The sequence below is a fragment of the Paenibacillus camelliae genome (genome assembly GCF_023715345.1).
Classification (GTDB): domain Bacteria; phylum Bacillota; class Bacilli; order Paenibacillales; family Paenibacillaceae; genus Pristimantibacillus; species Pristimantibacillus camelliae.
On record NZ_JAMBNY010000001.1, the window covers coordinates 1,155,595 to 1,176,004 of the forward strand.

Annotated in this window: 19 protein-coding genes; 7 read left to right on the top strand and 12 right to left on the bottom strand. The window is 43.7% G+C overall.

The window, feature by feature from the left end; genetic code table 11:
• Positions 1-38: 38 nt before the first annotated feature.
• The 6 genes from M3180_RS05200 to M3180_RS05225 form a co-directional block, all read right to left on the bottom strand.
• Complete coding sequence (locus M3180_RS05200) at positions 39-1,229, bottom strand: Ger(x)C family spore germination protein (RefSeq protein WP_251666214.1); 1,191 nt, start codon at positions 1,227-1,229, stop codon at positions 39-41.
• On the bottom strand, positions 1,222-2,325 hold the full coding sequence (locus M3180_RS05205; RefSeq protein ID WP_251666215.1) for a GerAB/ArcD/ProY family transporter: 1,104 nt from the start codon (positions 2,323-2,325) through the stop codon (positions 1,222-1,224). The genes M3180_RS05200 and M3180_RS05205 overlap by 8 nt, the downstream gene beginning before the upstream one ends.
• A 22-nt stretch (positions 2,326-2,347) precedes the next feature.
• Positions 2,348-3,994, bottom strand: a complete 1,647-nt coding sequence (locus tag M3180_RS05210; RefSeq protein WP_251666216.1) for a spore germination protein — start codon at positions 3,992-3,994, stop codon at positions 2,348-2,350.
• A 177-nt stretch (positions 3,995-4,171) separates the two neighbouring features.
• Positions 4,172-4,369 carry a hypothetical protein gene (locus M3180_RS05215; protein WP_251666217.1) on the bottom strand — a complete coding sequence of 66 codons (198 nt, stop codon included), beginning with the start codon at positions 4,367-4,369 and terminating at the stop codon, positions 4,172-4,174.
• A 4-nt stretch (positions 4,370-4,373) separates the two neighbouring features.
• Positions 4,374-5,789: a glucuronate isomerase gene (uxaC, locus tag M3180_RS05220; protein ID WP_251666218.1), complete on the bottom strand. Its 1,416-nt coding sequence runs from the start codon at positions 5,787-5,789 to the stop codon at positions 4,374-4,376.
• A gap of 33 nt (positions 5,790-5,822) precedes the next feature.
• On the bottom strand, positions 5,823-7,112 hold the full coding sequence (locus tag M3180_RS05225; RefSeq protein WP_251666219.1) for a Gfo/Idh/MocA family protein: 1,290 nt from the start codon (positions 7,110-7,112) through the stop codon (positions 5,823-5,825).
• A 129-nt stretch (positions 7,113-7,241) separates the two neighbouring features.
• Here M3180_RS05225 and M3180_RS05230 point away from each other — a divergent pair, with 129 nt between their 5' ends.
• Complete coding sequence (locus tag M3180_RS05230; protein WP_251666220.1) at positions 7,242-8,099, top strand: AraC family transcriptional regulator; 858 nt, start codon at positions 7,242-7,244, stop codon at positions 8,097-8,099.
• 46 nt (positions 8,100-8,145) lie between these two features.
• Here the strand turns inward: M3180_RS05230 and map are convergent, their stop codons facing one another.
• From map to M3180_RS05250, 4 genes are all read right to left on the bottom strand, one after another.
• Positions 8,146-8,892 (bottom strand): type I methionyl aminopeptidase, encoded by a 747-nt coding sequence (gene map, locus M3180_RS05235; RefSeq protein WP_251666221.1) that lies wholly within the window; start codon positions 8,890-8,892, stop codon positions 8,146-8,148.
• A gap of 7 nt (positions 8,893-8,899) precedes the next feature.
• Positions 8,900-9,484, bottom strand: a complete 585-nt coding sequence (locus tag M3180_RS05240) for a TetR/AcrR family transcriptional regulator (protein WP_251666222.1) — start codon at positions 9,482-9,484, stop codon at positions 8,900-8,902.
• 180 nt (positions 9,485-9,664) lie between these two features.
• Entirely contained in the window at positions 9,665-10,348 is a 684-nt protein-coding gene (locus M3180_RS05245; protein WP_251666223.1) for a hypothetical protein, read from the bottom strand.
• A gap of 42 nt (positions 10,349-10,390) precedes the next feature.
• Entirely contained in the window at positions 10,391-11,503 is a 1,113-nt protein-coding gene (locus tag M3180_RS05250; protein ID WP_251666224.1) for a rhamnogalacturonan acetylesterase, read from the bottom strand.
• A 288-nt stretch (positions 11,504-11,791) separates the two neighbouring features.
• Between M3180_RS05250 and M3180_RS05255 the strand changes: the two genes are divergently transcribed.
• From M3180_RS05255 to M3180_RS05275, 5 genes are all read left to right on the top strand, one after another.
• The gene (locus M3180_RS05255; protein ID WP_251666225.1) at positions 11,792-12,622 is read left to right on the top strand and encodes a helix-turn-helix transcriptional regulator; all 831 of its coding nucleotides are present in this window, start codon (positions 11,792-11,794) and stop codon (positions 12,620-12,622) included.
• Between the two features lie 503 nt (positions 12,623-13,125).
• Entirely contained in the window at positions 13,126-14,121 is a 996-nt protein-coding gene (gene glpX, locus M3180_RS05260) for a class II fructose-bisphosphatase (RefSeq protein WP_251666226.1), read from the top strand.
• An 88-nt stretch (positions 14,122-14,209) separates the two neighbouring features.
• Positions 14,210-14,635, top strand: coding sequence for a nucleoside-diphosphate kinase (gene ndk, locus M3180_RS05265; protein ID WP_251666227.1), 426 nt, complete (start codon positions 14,210-14,212; stop codon positions 14,633-14,635).
• Positions 14,636-14,687: 52 nt separating this feature from the next.
• Positions 14,688-15,371, top strand: a complete 684-nt coding sequence (locus tag M3180_RS05270) for a helix-turn-helix transcriptional regulator (RefSeq protein ID WP_251666228.1) — start codon at positions 14,688-14,690, stop codon at positions 15,369-15,371.
• Entirely contained in the window at positions 15,368-16,177 is an 810-nt protein-coding gene (locus M3180_RS05275; protein ID WP_251666229.1) for a pyruvate, water dikinase regulatory protein, read from the top strand. The genes M3180_RS05270 and M3180_RS05275 overlap by 4 nt, the downstream gene beginning before the upstream one ends.
• A 161-nt stretch (positions 16,178-16,338) precedes the next feature.
• Here M3180_RS05275 and M3180_RS05280 read toward each other — a convergent pair whose 3' ends face one another.
• Positions 16,339-17,853, bottom strand: a complete 1,515-nt coding sequence (locus tag M3180_RS05280) for a UxaA family hydrolase (protein ID WP_251666230.1) — start codon at positions 17,851-17,853, stop codon at positions 16,339-16,341.
• Positions 17,850-19,355 (bottom strand): tagaturonate reductase, encoded by a 1,506-nt coding sequence (locus M3180_RS05285; RefSeq protein WP_251666231.1) that lies wholly within the window; start codon positions 19,353-19,355, stop codon positions 17,850-17,852. Before M3180_RS05285 ends, M3180_RS05280 begins: the two co-directional genes overlap by 4 nt.
• Before the next feature lie 150 nt (positions 19,356-19,505).
• Between M3180_RS05285 and M3180_RS05290 the strand changes: the two genes are divergently transcribed.
• The gene (locus tag M3180_RS05290; RefSeq protein WP_251666232.1) at positions 19,506-20,372 is read left to right on the top strand and encodes an AraC family transcriptional regulator; all 867 of its coding nucleotides are present in this window, start codon (positions 19,506-19,508) and stop codon (positions 20,370-20,372) included.
• Positions 20,373-20,410: the final 38 nt, after the last annotated feature.

Sequence of the window (20,410 nt, forward strand, 5' to 3'; positions counted from 1 at the left end):
TTAAGCTTAAAGAGGGCTTCCCATTGAGACTCAAGCAACTATTCTGCTGATGAACCGTAATCTGTTATTTTTAACTTAATCGTAACGTTAACATCGGCATCACTAAAAACTTCATCCCAGTCCTTCTTCACTTTTTGCCATACCTTTGGATGAGTTATTTTTAAGCGTTCACCAAAACCTGCTACCTCGACTTTAAACTCCTTTTGCAGCTTATTCATAAGATTTTGGATCATAGTCGCTAAGCGTTCCTCGAATAATTCCTCCATTCTCGTTTGTACATCTATTTTTGAAACATCTACTCTATTATCCCAATTTTCAATTAATCTGCCCTCTGAATTAATATTCACCTGAAAAGTCATGCGGTCGCCATCTACTTTTGGTATAATTTTAGTTTTTAAAGACTTAATTTCATAAATAATAATTTTATTATTGTCATTAACTGCTTTAAGTAAGCCTCCTTTCCCCTCACCTCTAACCCAAGATATACTACTGACATCCTCCTGAGTTAAATTGCCAATCCACTTCCCTGTTGCTCCTTTTATAATGCCTGCTCCTGCAAATTCAGACTCTCCTTGATAGGACGCTATATTTTGCAATATGAAGCTTTGTTTAGATTCGATATATTGATCCAAATTAGTTAGAATGACTCCGTCCAGAATTTCATTATTTCGGTATTTATTGAGAGTCATATTTCTAATATAAAAAGCAGGGATTTCATCTGGCTGATTTGTTTCTAGCGCATCAGCTGCCTTGCTTCTAGCGAGAAACACCATACAGCTTGGCCGAAGATCGTTGTCACGAAGTATAAAATCAGACAATGTCGAAATATCTATTTTTTCTAATAGTTCTGTAGATATGATAAACACCTTCATGTGATGGCCGATAACTGCACGATCTCTCTTTAGTGCATATTTACGCAATATTTCAAAGATCGAATCTCCTGTTTCTGAATCATTCAAATATTTCTTAACTCCTCCTTCTTCCTTAGGTTGATTTCCTTTCACTGATTTGATTGGTACAATTTGCAGCGTTGCCGTAATTAACGAATCTACTTCTGTTATCCCCCCCTGTGCTTCCAGCTGCTTATCTCTTTCGGATTTATTAGCGATATCAAGAGCCATCCCCACATAAACACTTTGCTCTTCGATTTCTCTACTACTCCAGCATGCGGATAACAATAATGTGCAAATCATAAGCGTACTGACAAGCTTGAATAAACACTTAAACATGCTGCTTCAATCCTTTACTTCGTATTAGCCATATCAGGTACAGAGGTAACGGTATGATCATGAACAATACAGTACTAGACCATCCGATAAAGTCTCCAACAGCAAATATGTCATTGCTTCGTTGGGGGATCATAGCTGATAGATATATAAAAGGCATTAGCCCTAAAATGACAGGACCAATGTTCACCTTTATTAATTGAGAAATGCCTAACGAGGCCCCGTAATAATAGCATGTAAAGTTACTAAACATTTGCATCGTCCATATAACCAGAAAAGGAAACTCCAACCGTTCGAAGAACAAGCCTGATATCTCAAAGCTTCGAAGTAAATCAATCGTTGGCCAAGTACTACGTAAAACTGCATCTACTGATAAACCACCAATTACAAAAATTAGGGTAAACAAGTATATACATGCTGGAATGCCTAAACCTGTAACGACAGCCTTAATCGCTTGTTCTGGATGCTGCATATGCCCAATAAGGAACATTGTGATCTCGAATCCTGAAAAAATTAGAACGGTTGATTTTAAACCGTGTATTACAGGTAGCAAACCTTCACCCAAAAACGGACGAAGTTGATTGATATCGAATATTTTTAGACTAAGCAAATACGTGATAATCAGCACGAGTACACTAATCGGAAAGATAATTTGTAATAAACGAGCAATCGCGTTGATGCCCCCAAAAAGCAAGTATCCACTTAACCAAATAAAAGGGATGATTATCGCCCATATTGGAGTGCCTTCTAATAAGAAAAACATTGTAACTTCAGCTAGTACTCGTAGTTCGAAGCCTGCAATCATAATAAAATATACAAGCAACAGCGTACTGATAATAAAAGCCAATGGTTTACCAGCGATATTGCTAGCATATTGAAATATCGTTTTATCAGGAAACTTTTGGCTAAGCTTGGCCATTACAATGGCCATCAAGATGACGATAATACCACTGATTAAGATTGACAGCCAAACATCCGGTGTTTTAGCAGCTGACACGACAGAACGAGGCAGCGTTAATATACCTGCTCCTAGAACAGAGCTCGATATAAATATAGATGCTTGAGTAGTTGTTATTTTGTCATCAGTACGTGTGAACATATTACTCCCCCAATCCTTCCTGTTATGACTTACGCTTCTTATTCTGTGTTTTCATCATAGCTGGGCGATACTTCATTAGAGGAATAGGTGCTCTCAGTATAAGATCCTTCCAATCGCTGAACCTATATGGTGAAACCGGAGTTACATAAGGTACACCAAAGCTTTTTAATTTTGTAAGATGGCTACATATAAACAAGAAAAATAATATGGTCCCAAACATGCCCAAAATTGCTGCAAACAACATCCCTGCAAATCGCAATATTCTAAGCGTAATTCCTGCGCTGTACATTGGAATAGCAAAGGAAGAAATTGCAGTTAAAGCAACGGAAATGACCAGAATTGGACTTACAATTCCTGCCTGTACTGCCGCATCTCCTATAATCAAACCGCCTACGATCCCCATTGCCGGACCAATTGGCTTCGGTAATCGAATTCCTGCTTCACGTAATATTTCAATAGAGATTTCCAAGATTAACACTTCAATAAGAGAAGGAAATGGAACACCCTGCCTCGTTTCAATAATCGTAATTGCCAATTCAGTAGGGATTAATCCTGGATGAAAGGAGATGAACGAAATGTACAAAGCCGGTGTCATTAGTGCAAGAAAAGCAACAAAGAAGCGAAGTGCTCGCAGTAATGTACTTGGCAGCCATCTCTCATAATAGTCCTCAGGAGATTGGAGTAGCATAGTAAACGTAACAGGAGCAATAAGGGCAAATGGCGTCCCGTCTAGTAATATACCTATCCTTCCTGAAAGCAACGCATTAATGACACGGTCCGGCCTTTCAGTATTTTGCAGTTGTTGAAAAGGACTTAACCAGTCATCCTCAATAAACTGTTCGATATACCCCGATTCTGCGACAAAATCGATATCTATATTAGCAATGCGATCCTCTACCTCTTTCAACAGATCGGGATTAACGATGTCATCCATGTAGGCAATAACCAAATTCCTCTCAATTTCATTACCTACCTTTACCATCTTTAATACTAAGTGAGTGGTTTGACCATGCTGACGGAGCAATGCAGTATTCTCTCCTAGTACCTCTGTAAAGCCAACACGCGGCCCGCGTAATAACGCTTCTGAGGTAGGCTCATCTGTAGATCTAACCTTTGGTTTAGGCTCTCCTACTATTAAAGCGTGAGGCATTCCATCTATAAGTAATGCAGTAAATCCTAATAGTATTGATTCCTCTAACTTATATAGATCCGTTACCTCGCTTATTTTACTTACAGACAGCAGCTTTTCTTTCAAGTACGCCGTAAATGCATCGCCTTGGCTCTGAATCAAATAACCATCACTGCTCCATGCTTTGTTTTCCATTAACACTTGCATGATGTGTTTATTGATTTGAGATTCATCCTGCATCCCTTCTACAAAAATTAAGACTGCTCGACTCCCCCGTAAACCAGTTCGAAATTCTCGGAAATTCACATCTCCATTTTTCGCTAAATCATTTCTTAGATTATTCAAATCTATATCATAATTACCACTTATCTGCTGTGTCTTCTTTTCATTAGTCTTTTGTTGTCTGTTTATTGTTTTAGCTTTTCCCCAATCAAATATATACTTATGGATGATAAATACACCGATCGCAATTAGCATCGTAGCTATAGCTTGGCACCAAATTTTCCAATCTGGAAAATATTCAATGATTGTGTCCCACATACTGATCATTCCTAACTCTGAGATGTCAGTTTATTTTTCCCCAAGTTTTTCTTATTCATGCACCTTCACCCTTCGTTTGAGATTAAGATTACAATCCATGTCCTTAACAAAAAAGAGCCAGTTATCGAATAAATATCGATAACTGACTCACTTTCGGAAACTAACTTTTTCATTGTATTATTTTCGATCCAACTTTTTCAAAATGAGATAAAGCAATATCACAATAACCCACGGCAACCCATAGGTCGTCATCCACTCAAAGCTTTCCTTTACCCATGACAAATCTGTATGGATATCACTTAATGCAGAAATAATTGTAATGCAAAGAAATAATACTAAGCCTGCTACAGATAGTAAAAATACTTTCTTGCCCACAGTATTACTCCGATCCAAAGCGGAAATACTGCTCCGCATTGCGATAGCAGATACCTTCAATAATGCTGCCTAGCAGTTCTTTATCGTTAGGCACTAAACCGGCTTCTACCCAGTCCCCTAATAGATTACATAGAATACGACGGAAATACTCATGACGAGGATAAGACAGGAAACTGCGAGAATCCGTAAGCATCCCTACAAAGCGAGCTAACAGTCCCATATTAGCAAGAGATTTCAACTGTGCAAGCATGCCATCGATAGTATCGTTGAACCACCAAGCTGAACCAAGCTGGATTTTCCCAGGAATACCATCCCCTTGAAAGCTTCCAATAATTGAAGCTAGCACGTCGTTGTCTCCTGCATTAAGAGAGTAAAGAATCGTACGCGGCAAGCCGCCTTCTCTCTCAATCGCGTCTAGCAGCCTAACAAGTGGTTCTGCTAGCGGACCATCATTAATAGAATCAAAGCCTGTGTCAGGACCAAGCTTAGAGAACATCGCAGCATTGTTGTTGCGATGAGCTTTAATATGAAGCTGCATCGTCCAGCCGTACTCCGTATACAAACGTCCGAGATAACGAAGTGTAAAGGATTTGTAGGCAGCCTCTTCCTCAAGCGAGACAGCTTCCCCGTTCAAAGCTTTTGCAAATATTGCCGCAGCTTGCTCTTCGGTTGCTTCTGCATACATCACTTTATCGATAGCATGGTCAGATAATAAGCAATCCGTCTCATGAAAAAACTGTACCCGCTCCTTCAGTGCTTGCAGCAATACGGAATAGTCGGTTATCGCATAGCCACACACATCCTCTAGTCGTTTCAACCATGGTAAAAACGTCGTCCGATTAATTTCTAGCGCTTTGTCTGGACGGAAGGAAGGGCGAACCTGGAAGCCAAGATCATTCTCGTTCTTTAAAAGCTGATGGTATTCTAATGTATCGGCTGGATCATCTGTTGTACATACAACACGTACATTAGAGCTGCGAATTAAGCCACGTGGAGAAAAACCTTCCTCCTTAAGTCTTTCATTCGCTTTTTCCCAGATCATCGGTGCGTTTTTCTCATTAATAATGTCCTCGATGCCGAACAGGCGCTTTAGCTCGAGATGTGACCAATGATACAAAGGATTACCAATCGTCATTGGTACTGTCTTCGCATAGGCTAGAAAACGATCATAATCCGATATCCCTTCACCGCCTGTGACATGGGATTCCTCTATACCGTTTGCGCGCATCGCACGCCACTTATAATGATCCCCGTACAGCCAAACCTCGGTTAAATTGCTAAAGGATTTATCCTCGTAAATCGCTTGCGGATCGAGATGGCAATGATAATCAATAATCGGCATTTCTTTGGCGAATTGCTCATACAGTTCAACAGCTGATTTCGAATTCAACAAAAACTGCTCATCCATAAATGCTTTCATTCATTCATCTCCTTGCATCTAATTTTCTTAATTTTAGTAAAATTTAACTAATTCATCAACTTTAACCGCTTGCCCCGTGCGAATCGACTTGTTAGCAGCAATTCCAGTTAGAATAGAGCGAGCTCCGTCAATATGGTCGGCAGCGCGATTATACTCATCATGCTCAGGAACGCCAAATATATCATTGAGCAGTACAGGATCACCGCCGCCATGGCCACCTTGCCCCGTCTCAAACTCTACTTTATAAGGCTCGCCGAACATCGGGAACACGAGAATCGTAACACCCTTCACCGCTCCTTCTAGCGCCTTGTCTCCACCAGAATTGACGTAGGATTGCTCAACAATTTTCATTTCGATACGACCATTCGTTCCGTTAAAGGCAATACGATAGCCCTCCCATGGCAGATATGCATTAAGCGAATACGTAAGCTGTGCTTTGTTTTTGTATTTAACGAGCACACTCATCGTATCTTCAATAGAAATTCCATCTCCAAATACGCTTTGATCACGCTTATAGCCATCTTCAAATTCTGCATCTAGGTACATCGCCTTTAGGTGCTCATTACTATCGAGCGGTAGAGCGAACGGATCGTCCTGTGCATTAGGATGACCTGTAGCCCGATCATAAAACGCTGTTACGCCTCTTTTTTCTGCATTCTCACGTCCATAGAACAGTAAATCACCCATTGCAAATACAGTGTCCGGCTGCGATCCGATCCAGAAGTTTACTAGGTCGAAGTGATGAGTAGACTTATGAACTAGCAGCCCTCCGCTATTGCGCTTGTCGCGATGCCATCTGCGGAAGTAATCTGCACCGTGCTGCGTATTAAGCAGCCATTCAAAGTGAATCGATGTTACATCACCAATGACACCGCTTGCAATTAACTCACGCGCTTTTGTGTGATGCGGTGCATAACGGTAGTTGAATGTAACGCGTACGCTGCGTCCTGTACGCTCAACAGCATCAAGAATTTCCTGACATTTCTCCTCGTCTACAGTCATTGGCTTCTCTGTAATGACATCACAGCCAAGCTCTAGTGCACGAATAATGTAAGTATGGTGGGTGCGATCCACGCTTGTCACGATAACTGCGTCAGGCTTTTCTGCTTCGATCATGTTGTCGAACTCTTCACTTTTATATGTTTTTACGGCATTATAATTATATTTATCAGTCAATAGCTTATTCGCATAATTCATTCGAGTTTGGTTCACATCACAAAATGCAAGCAATTCCGAGGTTTCACGAAATGTTGTAGCAATCGCAGAATAGAAAAACTCTGCACGACCTCCTACGCCAACCTGTACATATCTTTTCTTCGTCATCTCATCATCTCTCCTTGTCATTTAATTGCCTATGCTTAAAATTTACCGCAAAATATCATTATTTTCCTCGTATATTATGCTAATATTAATAAAAGGTCTTATATTTTGTCCTTAAGGAGAAGGCTTTCTATGAAAATAAAAAGTAAGCTGCATTATGGTGATCCATTAGAGCCGTTGCATGTGGAATACGACCGACGTAAAGGTCATTTCTCTATGTCTAGCAGTCATATGCACAGCCATTATGAACTATACTATTTGTTCGCAGGACAGCGAGTTTATTTCATTAGAGATCGTTCTTACACAATTCAAGCCGGTGACTTTGTCATCATCCCTAGCGATGTCGTTCATAGAACGCTGGATAGCGGTGTACCTGACCACGAACGACTGGTGCTCTACTTCAATGAGGATTACTTTAAGCAGTTTGCGAGAGAGGATGCCGAGCTTTTGCTAGCCCCTTTTCACAGCGCACGACATATACATCGAACTGCACCTCACGAAAAGCTCCATATCGAGCAGCGTTTATATACGATGCTGCATGACATTCAGGAGCAACAGCCAGGTTATAGGTTAACTGTACAAAATACGGCCACGGACACGTTATTATATGTAGCACGTCAAATGCGAAATGCTGTAGTTGATCCTGCTGATGATATCCTTTCTCCAACCGAAGCAAAAATGATGGAAATTGCTCAATACATCAACGCTCATTTTCGTGATGACTTGACCTTAGAACGATTAAGCAGCAGATTTTACCTAAGTGAAAGCTATTTGAGCCGTACCTTCAAAAAACTGACGGGCTTCGCCTTTACTGAATATGTTGGAATGACGAGGGTGAAGGAAGCACAAAGACTGCTTCGAGAGACGAATAAGCGGATTACTGATATTTCGGAGGAGGTCGGCTTTGGCAGCTTTGCTCATTTTCAGAAGGTATTCAAGGAGCTAACCGCACTCTCGCCGCGGGATTATCGCGCGCAGTTTCGCAAGTAGAAAACTAAAAAAGAAGTCGACCCATGCGATGGTCGACTTCTTTTTTCTATTGAGCAGTCAAAATTTGGGGACCCTCAGAGGTAATCGCAATCGTATGCTCGTATTGTGCAGCGAGCTTGCGATCCCTTGTTCGCGCAGTCCAGCCATCCTCATCGATTGTCATGTAGTAGGTGCCCTCGGTAATCATTGGCTCGATCGTGAATACCATGCCCTCCTTGATGCGGGGGCCTTTGCCGAGCTTGCCGACATGCATATAGTTCGGTTCCTCGTGCAGATCCCGGCCAATACCATGCGCAAGAAGATCGCGCACGACGCCGAAGCCATTCGATTCCGCATGACGCTGAATCGTACTTGTCACGTCGCCGAGTCGATTACCAGGCTGCGCTTGCGCGATGCCGAGGTCAAGGCATTCCTTCGTAATGCGCATGAGCTTCTCTGCTGTCGGAGAAATCTTCCCGACCGCATAGCTCCATGCCGAATCGCCAAGCCAGCCGTCGAGCTCTGCGACCGTGTCGATCGTCACGATATCGCCTTCCTTAAGTGGTTTATCGCTAGGGAAGCCATGTGCGATTACGTCGTTGACAGAAGCACAGGTCGCATATCGATAGCCCTTATAGCCCTTCGTGTAGGGCTTTGCACCATGCTTCACAATAATCTCTTCAAAGATGCGCTCAATCTCGTTAGTCGTGATGCCAGGCTGAATAAGCGGTGCGATCGTGCGATGGCATTCAGCCACCACTTGACATGCCTTACGGATGGCCTCGATCTCATGCTTGCTTTTTAAGATAACCATATTCGTTTCACTGCTCCTTTGTAATTGCTTGCACCGCAAGTCGGGCGATTCGATCGATTTCCAGCTCGGTAATACCCGAATAATAATGCAGCCCATAACAGCCGACCAGCACTGCAAGCATATAGTCGCCGCTGTCGTCATCGTATGGAATGATCGATTGGAGTGGTGCGTATAGTCGTTCTCTGAAACGTCTTTTACAGTGATGCTGATCCTTCTCTGGCAAGCCTGCATAATGTTCTGCAGCCATTTTGTAGATAAGATATGTACGTGCGTCTGACTGCCATAGCCGAAGCAGCGCCTTGGAATAAGCGATAACCTGCTTATCTTCCAGACCTCCGCCACCGATGCTTGTCCATTCTTCTAGAGCTTGCTCACATCGTTCAAAGCCACTTTCCAACACATCCTGGATCAATAAAAGTCGGTTAGGGTAATAATGGTACACCGTACCATAACCAAGCTCGGCCTCGCGAGCAACATCGCGAATATCAAAGCTACCGCCCGTGCGAAAGTAAGTGCGCGCGGAGGCGTCTAGGATCTGCTCTCTACGCTGCATGCGAATGAGCTCATTTTGTTCCTTTGTACGCGGACTCATGAATTCGTGGACCTCCTTGTTTAGACCTGCATATTTGTCGATGTAAAAATATTACCGCATATGGCAGGGATCTGCAATATTTTCTATTGTAATAAAAGTGATATTTAGAACAACGTTACAATACAGCCACCACTATTAGAACTAGAGTAGAGTAACCGGATTGTGAACGTCAAATAGCCCTCATCCATTGATGAAGGTTATTTGACTTCCCTTTTCCCTTGCTACATAGCAGTGAAACACTGCATCGAAGCGTTTAAAGAATTGATGTCCATCCTCCCACTCTTTAAAATGCAGGTCCATTCGTGTTGTTGCCCAAGGGACGGGCGTGTGCTTGGAGGTTAATCTTCCAGGTAAAATCGGCTCTTCCACAACAGCCGGAAATTCCTGATAACCAAAGAGCAGATTTTCATGCATCCCGATCATTTCATACTTAGGACCTGTAAAGCCTCTTTCCTCCTGCAGCTGGTAATGATAAAAAATATAGCTGGCTACCATTTCTGGTCGAAGATACGCTACCCTCCCCCCGATACGCTCTGGTTTTTCCTTCCTTCTCCAGTGATCAAGTGAGGCTGGCTCGTTAAAATGAAACACGTCGATGAGAGCTATCCACTTACGTGCTTCCTCTTGTCCTGGCCAATCCTCCAGCATTGCGTTCAAGCCAGGGACAATTAGCTCAGGGGCAACTTGGCCTGTTAACTGTTCAATATAAAGAAATGCATCACGTTCAAAAATAAATCCAGCGACCGTCATACAATGCCCCGTATCTATGAATGTTTGTCCGGCATGCTCCTGATACATGACGGCAACTGCTCGCTCTTCCATCCCTTTTTTTAATCGAGCTCTAAACATATGTCGCTCAATCATTGCCCCTCACTCCTAGAATGTATTCATTACTTAAGCTGTCATCTATACCGCGTCCGGCTTCATAAACATTGTGAGCGGCATTAATTGAAGCTCGCGAATGCCCTGAGCGACAAGTGCAGCAATCGCTAAACCTCCCTGCTCTTGGAAATGTGTATTATCTTTAATCCCGCTGGAGTAGTTTATCCACTCACCCGGTTCGCCCCATAGCAGCAATGATCTACTAGCTTCCTCGCCCAGCTGCTCGAACAGCTGCTTGCTCTTCTCGGCTAAGTCGATCAATGGAATATGTTCGTCTGCTGCCAGTTGTCTTACTGCTTCTAAATAATCTTTATGTGTATCGATCAGCCTTCCGTTCTGATCAAAGTATCTGCGATGTACGGACGTAAGCAGCACAGGCGTTGCTTGAACCGAGCGAGCAGCTTCGATATATTGCTTCAAATACTGTGGGTAGGTTGTTGCGGGATCGGTGTGTCGCTCCTCATCAGACTTTTGATCGTTATGTCCGAATTGGATGAACAAAAAGTCTCCTTCCCTCATCGTCTCCATTATTCCATCCAGCCTGCCCTCTGCAATAAAGCTCTTGGAGCTGCGTCCACCGACCGCATGGTTAGCGACTACGACATCATGCTTGAAATAGTAGTTCAGCATTTGACCCCAGCCTGAGAATGGAAAACGACTTGGTGCAGGATCTGTGACTGTAGAATCACCTGCCAAATAAATCGTAATCTGCTGTTCTGATGCAGTCAGCTCGAGCGCGTTAATGCGCGGAGCTAGTCCTCCAAAGCTAAGCTTCAGCCTGCCATCCCTCACATTTACCCCAAATTGCTCATGTGCAAATTGACCCGCTACGGTCTCATAGTTTTGCAATACAACATGCTCACCATTTGTCTTTAAGGATGTTTGCGTTGGTGCAATGGCATCGCCAATTAATACTGTAACGATGTAGTTGCCATTCGGTACATCCGCTATAAACGTTGCATCGAAGGGAATGCAAAAATCTCCATTCAAAGGCTGCTCCGTCCGTCTCTTAGCTGAGAGTTTATGAGGCGAAGTAAAGCCATAGCCTAGGCTAGCGTCATACAGCGTCGTATGCGTCACCTTTTTATAATTTTCAGCTGTATCTGCTTCAGGCCCAAAATCAAATTTCCACGACATACTTAAGCTCCTTTCTTAGTCTACGATACACTTATGAAATAAAGCTGCTGTTAGGTTTGATCGTTGCCTATTTTCATTTACTGTAGCGAAACTATCAGCTATAATCGACTATAATAATTGCTCAGTTCATAAAAAAGTTGCATATTTTGCACCAGCAAACTCTCTAGACTTACTCCATGAAAAGCTCAATGACTATCTTCATAGCAACTTTCATAACAAATTTCATAGCAATCTTAATAGCAAATATGATGGTGAATGACATGTAGGAATAGTTTTGGAGGTGAGCAGGTGGGGATCTTTCACAATAGCACGGGGACGATTGCCGTTGATCATTATAAACGTAAAGGCTTCTATGCGATGCCCGTTCACCATGCCCACGATGTGTACGAGCTGTACTATTTATTCCATGGTGAACGCACCTTTTTTATACGAGATCGTTCTTATCGCATTGAACGTGGCTGCTTTGTTTTTGTAGAAAAAGAGGAGCTGCACAAAACGATTGATGCTGAGGTTCCTAACCATGAGCGACTCGTTATCAATTTCAGCTCTGAGGTCATCTCAGATTTCCCTATACGTGGACATAGTGGCGTCATTCTATTGCCACCGCAGGAGCAATATAAGGGCGAAACGCTTGTACGGGAAATTATAGCGGAAGCTCAAAATGATGCTGAAGGCAGAGATGTGATGTTAGGGTCTTTACTCAAGCAGCTGCTGCTGCTATTGTTTCGTGCACAGAGAGAGCAGCCTGAGATTAAAGCAGATACATCAAGTGTACATAGAACAATCTCTGAGGTGGCCGCCTTTGTCGGTAAGCATTATAACGATGAGCTTCGACTCCATGATGTTGCCAATCGTTTTTTTATAAGTCCATATTATTTAAGTCGCAAATTTAAAGCGTGCACAGGCTTCGGCTTCTCTGAATATGTCCAGCTTGTACGCATACGCGAGGCACAGCGCTTGCTAAGAGAGACCGAGCTTAAAATCATTGAAGTCGCAGAACAAGTCGGCATTGACTCTGTTGCTAATTTTCATAAGCTGTTTAAATCAGCGAACGGCTGCTCACCGCTGCAATATCGTAAGCGTCAGCAGGCAAGCGTAAGAAGCCACCGCTATATTTAACTCCGATACACGATACGCTAAGGTGGTACAAGCCTAAAGCTGTTCAAAGTAGCCAACAAAAAAAGCATCCTAGCAACGCTCTATAAAAGCGCTCAGGATGCTTTTTGAAGTTATTTTGCTGCTTTATATTGCTCGGCGTCCTTCTGCAAGCATTCTTCCTTCTTACAGCTCATGTAAAATACACTAACTCTCGACGTATCCACTTCTCCAATACAATCGTTACAATGTTTGCATAAAATTGTGCCGTATAAGCTAACCTTTCGTTGTTCCATAAAAACCCCTCATTTCATTGAATGGTTTTAGCATAAATCAGTCACAACACATCATATGAGTCCTTTACATTTAATATACACTATTTATTATATAATGCAACATAATTTTAGTCGCACAAACTAAAATGAGTAATATACACATTTTAAGCTAAATAAAAAGAAACATTTGCCAGTTACTGCACATATAGTGTACACTATATAAAAATAAACCACACTAAAGGCGGAGAAGCAATGAAATTAGAACGGGAATTATCACTTGAGATTGTTAGAGTGACAGAGCTAGCAGCATTAGCCTCAGCACCTTGGACGGGGCTGGGCGATAAAAACAATGCTGATGAGGCTGCCACAGAAGCGATGCGCGAAATGTTTGATTCCGTTTCAATGAAGGGTACTGTTGTTATAGGTGAGGGAGAAATGGATGAATCTCCGATGCTGTACATTGGAGAACAAGTTGGAACTGGACAAGGACCCGAGCTCGATGTTGCGGTTGATCCACTTGAAGGTACGGAATTAGTAGCCAAAGGGTTTAATAACGCCATGTCTGTCATCGCGGTTGCTAATAAAGGCAATCTATTACATGCACCCGATATGTATATGGAAAAGCTAGCAGTTGGTCCGGCGCTTGCAGGAAAGCTTTCTCTAATAGACCCCATTGACGTTACTTTGCGGAAAGCGTCACAGCTTCTCTCCAAGCCGCTTCATGAATTAACGGTTACGATTCTCGACAGAACAAGACATCAACGTATTATTGAACAAGTACGTGAGCTAGGTGTAAGAATTAAATTTTTGACGGCAGGAGACGTAGCTGGAGCCATTGCCCCTGCATTTCCGGAAGCAGGTGTTGATATGTACATCGGTTCAGGCGGTGCTCCCGAAGGCGTTTTAGCTGCTGCTGCACTCCGCTGCTTAAGTGGCGAGTTACAAGGCAGACTTATGCCAGAGGATTCACTTCAAGAGCAGCGCTGCTTGAGTATGGGACTAACGGATCCAAGGAAGCTGCTAACGATGGAGGATATGATCGGCAATGGGGATGTAATATTTGCTGCGACTGGTGTTACCCCAAGTGACTTTCTTAACGGTGTACGGTATTTACCTAATCAACGCGCAGAGACCTATTCTATGGTTATGCGTGCACAGACTAAAACTATTCGATTTATTCATTCAATCCATGATTTGGCGATGAAGCCCTATTTGCAAAAACAAATGCAGGAGCAATTTACAAGCTAAAGCTTTATTCAATCCTACGAACGAAACTTAGGCTGTTCAATAATTAATTAGAGCCTCATTAAAGGTGATACAGGGGGATTCGAGAAAGATGGAGCAAACATTTGTCATGATTAAACCAGATGGTGTGCAGCATGGACTAGTCGGTACGATTATTCAACGATTCGAAAATAAAAGACTGCGTCTTGTGCGGGCAGAGCTGCGTCAGCTCACCGTAGAACAAGCTAAGGAGCATTATCGTGACTTAGCACATAAGCCTTTCTTTAACGATCTAATAGCGTTTATTACTTCAAGTGAGGTTATGGCTATGGTGTGGGAAGGTCCTCATGCCATTAAAGCTGCACGTAGCTTGATCGGTGCTACCAATCCATTAGAGTCGCCTACAGGTACGATTCGCGGAGATTTCGCGCTAGAGCTGGACAGCAACATCATACATGGCTCAGATAGCCTCGAAAGCGCTGAACGTGAGATTCAGCTGTTCTTTCCGAATCTGCATCCGGCCAAGTCCGTATCTTAATATCTTAAACTAGACGATTACGTGATATAATGAGAAGCAATATGGTATGTGATTGGCAAGGGAGGTTATTCATATCCAGCTTACACAAAGACAAATTGACATTATTGAGTTTGTTCAGAATCAATCTCCAGTGACAAGCGATCAAATTGCGGAATACCTCAATGTGAATCGCGCCACTTTGCGTTCTGATCTTGCTGTTCTCGTCATGCTAGGCTATCTAGATGCTAAACCGAAGGTTGGCTACTTCCCTGGCAAAGCAAAAAACGAATCGAATTGGTCATCACGCTTAGAAGATATGAAGGTTCGAGATGTGCAGGGAGTTCCGTTTGTGATCTCGATGAATGCAACCGTACAGGATGCTGTCATCTCTCTGTTTTTGGAGAATGTAGGCAGCTTAATCGTAACGGATCAGCGTGGAGCACTTGCAGGAATGGTTTCACGCAAAGACCTGTTAAAAGTCACACTCGGCAATCAATCCGCGCCAACGATGCCCGTCAGTCTTGTCATGACAAGACAACCGAAAATCGTTACCGTAGAGCCTGACGATTCCGTATTAACAGCTGCAAAAAAGCTGATGTCTAATGAAATCGGAATGCTTCCGGTTGTTCGTGTATCGGTTGATGAGGAAGGCGTAGAATACCTTGAACCGATTGGCCGGGTAACAAAAACAACGATGACAGAAATACTGCTTAGCTTAGCTACTGAACCTTTCGCAAAGGATGGCAATAGTGTATGAAGATAGATAATCAGCACTGGATCTACATCTGCTCGGACTCCGTAGGTGAAACCGCTCAAGCGGTCGCAAAAGCAACGCTTAGACAATTTCAGATGGAAGAGATTAAACTGAAGCGCTTCTCGCAGCTTCAATATGAAGAAGAAGTTCGAGCAATTGTGCAAGAAGCAGCTTCTACTCAAGCGCTCATCATCTACACTCTAGTTCAGCCTGAGCTAAGAGAAATGATGCGACTAGAAGCAGCACTATACAATGTTCAAGCAGTGGATATTATGGGCCCGGCTATGAAAGGTTTCGTCCATACCTTCCATGATCCTCCGCGAAGAAGCCCTGAACTGCCTCATATGATGGACCAGGATTATTATCGAAGAATTGATGCGATAGAATATGCTGTTCGTAATGATGACGGGAAAAGCTTAACAGAGCTTATGCATGCTGATATTGTGCTGATTGGGGTCTCCAGAACGTCTAAAACACCACTTAGCATTTATCTCGCTCATAAAGGCTATAAAACAGCGAATATCCCAATTGTGCCTGAGGTACAGCCACCGGATATATTGCAGCATATTGAACCGAAGCGCATTATTGGACTGACAATGAAGGCAGAGCAGCTCGTCCGCATTCGTGAAGCTAGATTAAAGGATCTCGGGCTAACCTCGGGGGCGAAGTATGCGGAGCATGCAAGAGTCGAACTAGAGCTTCAGCATGCACAGCAGTTTATGGAGCGAATCGGTTGTACGATGATCGATGTAACAGATCGAGCCATTGAAGAAACAAGTGAAATCATTATTGAATTTTTACAGCAATAATCTAATTAATCTAATCCTAATGCAAAGGCGCCTTTACCTGCCTCTCTTCCTGAGATAGGTAAAGGTGCCTTGTTTATTCTTAGCACAGCGCAACAAGCTTGCGGCTACGCTGTAGAAGCATGCCGCAAGCTTGTTGCTAATCGTACTTATTTCATTACAGCCTATAATGTTACGCCATCCTTGAAGATAGCAATTTCCTTAAAGCCGTTTCGCTCATTATGCGTTAACACGTCTCCAGATGCGATCGCGATAAGCCGCTCCCATAGATCATCGCTTAGCTGATCCATCGTACGTCCATCCAGCAGCCGCCCTGCATTAAAATCAATCCAGTTCTTTTTACGCTCTGCTAATTCACTGTTTGTCGAGATCTTAACGGTTGGAACAGGCCCGCCAAATGGTGTTCCTCTTCCTGTTGTAAATAAGACGATATGTGCACCTGCTGCACTTAATGCCGTAACCGATACGAGATCATTGCCTGGTGCCTCAAGCAAGGTTAAGCCCTGCTGCTGTACCCGCTCCCCATAATCGATCACATCCGTAACAATTGCATGCCCGCCTTTTTGCGTGCAGCCTAAAGATTTCTCCTCTAATGTTGTAATGCCACCTGCTTTATTGCCCGGAGAAGGATTTTCATAGATTTCCTGACCGTGGCGAATAAAGTACTCCTTAAAGCCATTAATAAGCTGAACAACACCGTGGAAAACCTCTTCGCTTGCTGCCCGCTCCATCAATATTTGTTCGGCTCCGAACATTTCAGGCACCTCGGTTAATATAGCCGATCCGCCTGCCCCAATTAATCGATCAGCCATTGCGCCAGCCAGTGGATTAGCCGTGATGCCGGACAAGCCGTCTGAGCCGCCGCATTTCAGACCAAGCTTTAAGCGTGATACTGGAACGGGCTGTCTCTGAAAGCCCTCAGCATATTCAACGAGCTCATCAATTCGTGCTAAGGATTCTTCAATCTCATCCTCAGACTGCTGCGCCTTTACGAATTTAATCCGTCTTGGGTCATAATCACCGATTACTTGCTGGAACAGCTCGATTTGATTGTTTTCGCAGCCTAGTCCAATGACAAGAATACCCGCAGCATTAGGATGAGCCACTAATGAAGCAAGCAGCTTCTGTGTATACGTCAAGTCATCTCCCAGCTGCGAACAGCCATACGGATGCGCAAAATGATAGATACCATCTACTCGACCTGCGTACAGAGAAGAAGCTTGACGCGCGACGATTTCGCATGTTTTATTGATGCAGCCTACCGTGTTAATAATCCATATCTCATTGCGAATGCCAACCTCGCCATCCTCGCGAACATACCCCATAAACGTTCGAGCTGCATCTTGTGATTGCGTCTGAATCGCTGCCGCCTGCTCTAATGCAGCGAGATTCGGCTCATATTCATAGCTTAGGATGCCCTTCAAGCCGGTGCCCATATTATGTGTATGCACCCATGCCCCGGGCTCAATCGCTGTACTTGCGACCCCAATCGAATAACCGAATTTAAGCACATGCTCACCTGCAGCAATCGATTGCAGCGCAATTTTATGACCGAAGGGAACATCATCAAGCAATTCAAGCGATTGGCCGCCTTCAAGCGTAAGCTGCTCACCCTTCGCAAAGGCGCGAAGGGCAATGACGACACTATCCTTCTCATGAAGCTTTACCCATTCATTCATCCCTTATATTCCTCCCATCGCATGAGAATTGCCGTTAGCTGGTCTGCAATTTGCGGATAATGCCCATTCACATTCAAGCCCCATAATGCTTCAAGCTCCAACAGCTGTACAACAGCCGCCTGCAGTGATGCCCCAGTTCTAGTCGCCAAGTGACTACTCCAAGCTTGTTCTATGATCTCTAGTAAGGACTGATCATCGCGTGGCACATACGAAGCTCCTGCAAAGGTTCTGCCTTCATAGCCAGCATCGCCTTTCCTCACTTGATAGTACCGCAGCAAGGCAGCAAAAGCGGTAGCTAGCCCATCTGGAAGCTTAGCATCCTTTTCAAGATAATAATGTATGGCTGGGAAAAGTCTCGTTTTGAATTTGCTTAAGCTGTTCATTGCAATATCTGATAATCGATGCTGAATAAACGGATTCAAAAACCGCTCGTACACTTCTCCAGCATATTGCTTCAAAGCTTCGTCCTCATAAGGCAAAGTCGGAATAATCTCCTGCTCAACCGTTCGCTTAATAAGCTCCGATGTGTGCTCCTGCTCCATCGTCACTCGAACCTCTTCTAGCCCCTGCAATAGACCGTATAGCGCCATAAAGGTATGTGCTCCATTCAGTATGCTTACCTTTCGCTGCTGATACGGCTTTAGATTATCTACCCACAGCACGTTAAGACCCGCCTTATGCAATGGCAGCTCCTCCGCTAAGCTTTGATCTCCTTCAATCGCCCATAAATGGTAGGGCTCAGCTGTAGTCAGCATCGGATCTCGGTAGCCCCACTCTTCGAACCACGCCTCTGCCTGCTCCTGCTTCGGATAGCCAGTTACGATGCGGTCGACTAATGAATTTAGGAAGTAATTATGCTCCAATACCCATTGCCTAAATGCATCTGGCAGCTGCCAATCATCACAATATTTTAGAATGCATTCGCGAAGCGTATCACCATTACGCTCTAATAGCTCGCATGGCAAGCAGATTAATCCGCGATCAGCAGCTCCTTGAAACGCCTCGTATCTATGATATAAAAATCGTGTAAGCTTACCCGGATAGGATGCGATCGGCTCATGCTCTGTCCAAGCTTCAGGCTGATAAACAAGCCCTGCTTCTGTCGTGTTCGAGACGACAATTCTTAACTCAGGGACTTCTGCTAGCGATAGAAACCGCTTCCAATCCGAGTAAGGATCGAATACCTGTGAGAAAACATTCAGCACTTCAGCACGCTCCACTGTAGCGCCATTCTCAAGTCCGCGTGTCACTAATGTATATAATCCTTCTTGGCTTGCTAGCGCCTCAATCTTCGGCTTACCGCTTGGACGCGGCTGCACGACTGCAATGCTTCCATCATATAGCCCTTGCTTACGACTTTCATGAATCATCCAATTAAAAAAGCCGCGTAAGAAATTGCCCTCACCGATTTGCAATACGGTAACTGGAGCCTCACTAAGCTTCTCATAAGCAGAGGCTTGCTCCTTATTAAGCATTTTTTGAGTTAGCTGCTGTAACACCATTAGATTCATCTCCTTCACGGGAGGTATTTGTTTCCTTCATTATAGATAACAAATATGATTCAAGAAATAGCTAATTTGATCATAATTGTACTCGATCTTGATCTCTGATAGACTTAGCTCATAACAAACATAACGTCGGGGTGGTTTTCTATGAATCCTTATCGTAAGCGATTCCAGTTTGATGGCGAGTTTCCATTCGAATATGTGTACCATGATGTTAAAAGCGCGCAAAATGAGCTGCCCGATCATGTTCATGACTGGTATGAATTCGTTTATGTCTATTCCGGACGGGGGACGTTTTTTATAGACCATATCTTTTATGATGCTGAGCCTGGCGATATCTTTTTAATACCAGGCAACACGCTGCATCGCTCCTTCCCTGTTGAGGACGATCCCAAACGTTCTACTGCGCTATTTTTCAGTGCTACCCTCATACATGCTGCTTCACTTGGTGACGCCTTTACTTACTTACAGCCTTTCGAGGCGGCCAAACGTAATCAAAGCTACCGCTTATCGCTTCCTGCAGATGCACAGGAGAGAATCATAGCAATTCTTGACCAAATTCACGAGGAGCATAGTGAAGCTAAAGTCGGCTATAGGCAAGCTATTAGACTGCATATTCAGCACATCTTACTGCTGCTAGGCAGATTTGATCTGCAAACGATAGACTCGCAGCAGGCAAGACATAATAGCTCGATGATGCCTGAGTGGATGACGGATGTACTCTCCTATGCTGATGCGCATCCTGAAGCGGATTTAAGCTTATCTGCTTTAGCTCGACATGCTGCGGTCACACCCTCGCATTTCTCAAGAGTGTTTAAGCGACTAACAGGCATGAATGTCACAGATTACGTGACCGCGAAACGAGTGATGCGTGCCAAGGAGCTCATCCAGCAAAGCCATATGAGCATTTCGGAAATTGCTGAGCAATGTGGGTTTGGCAGCATTACACATTTTCATCGCAAATTCAAGGCTCTAACAGGTATGACACCTGCACAGTATAAGCGACACGAATGATCACAAAAGAAGCCTGCTCTGATATGGTTGCTGCATGC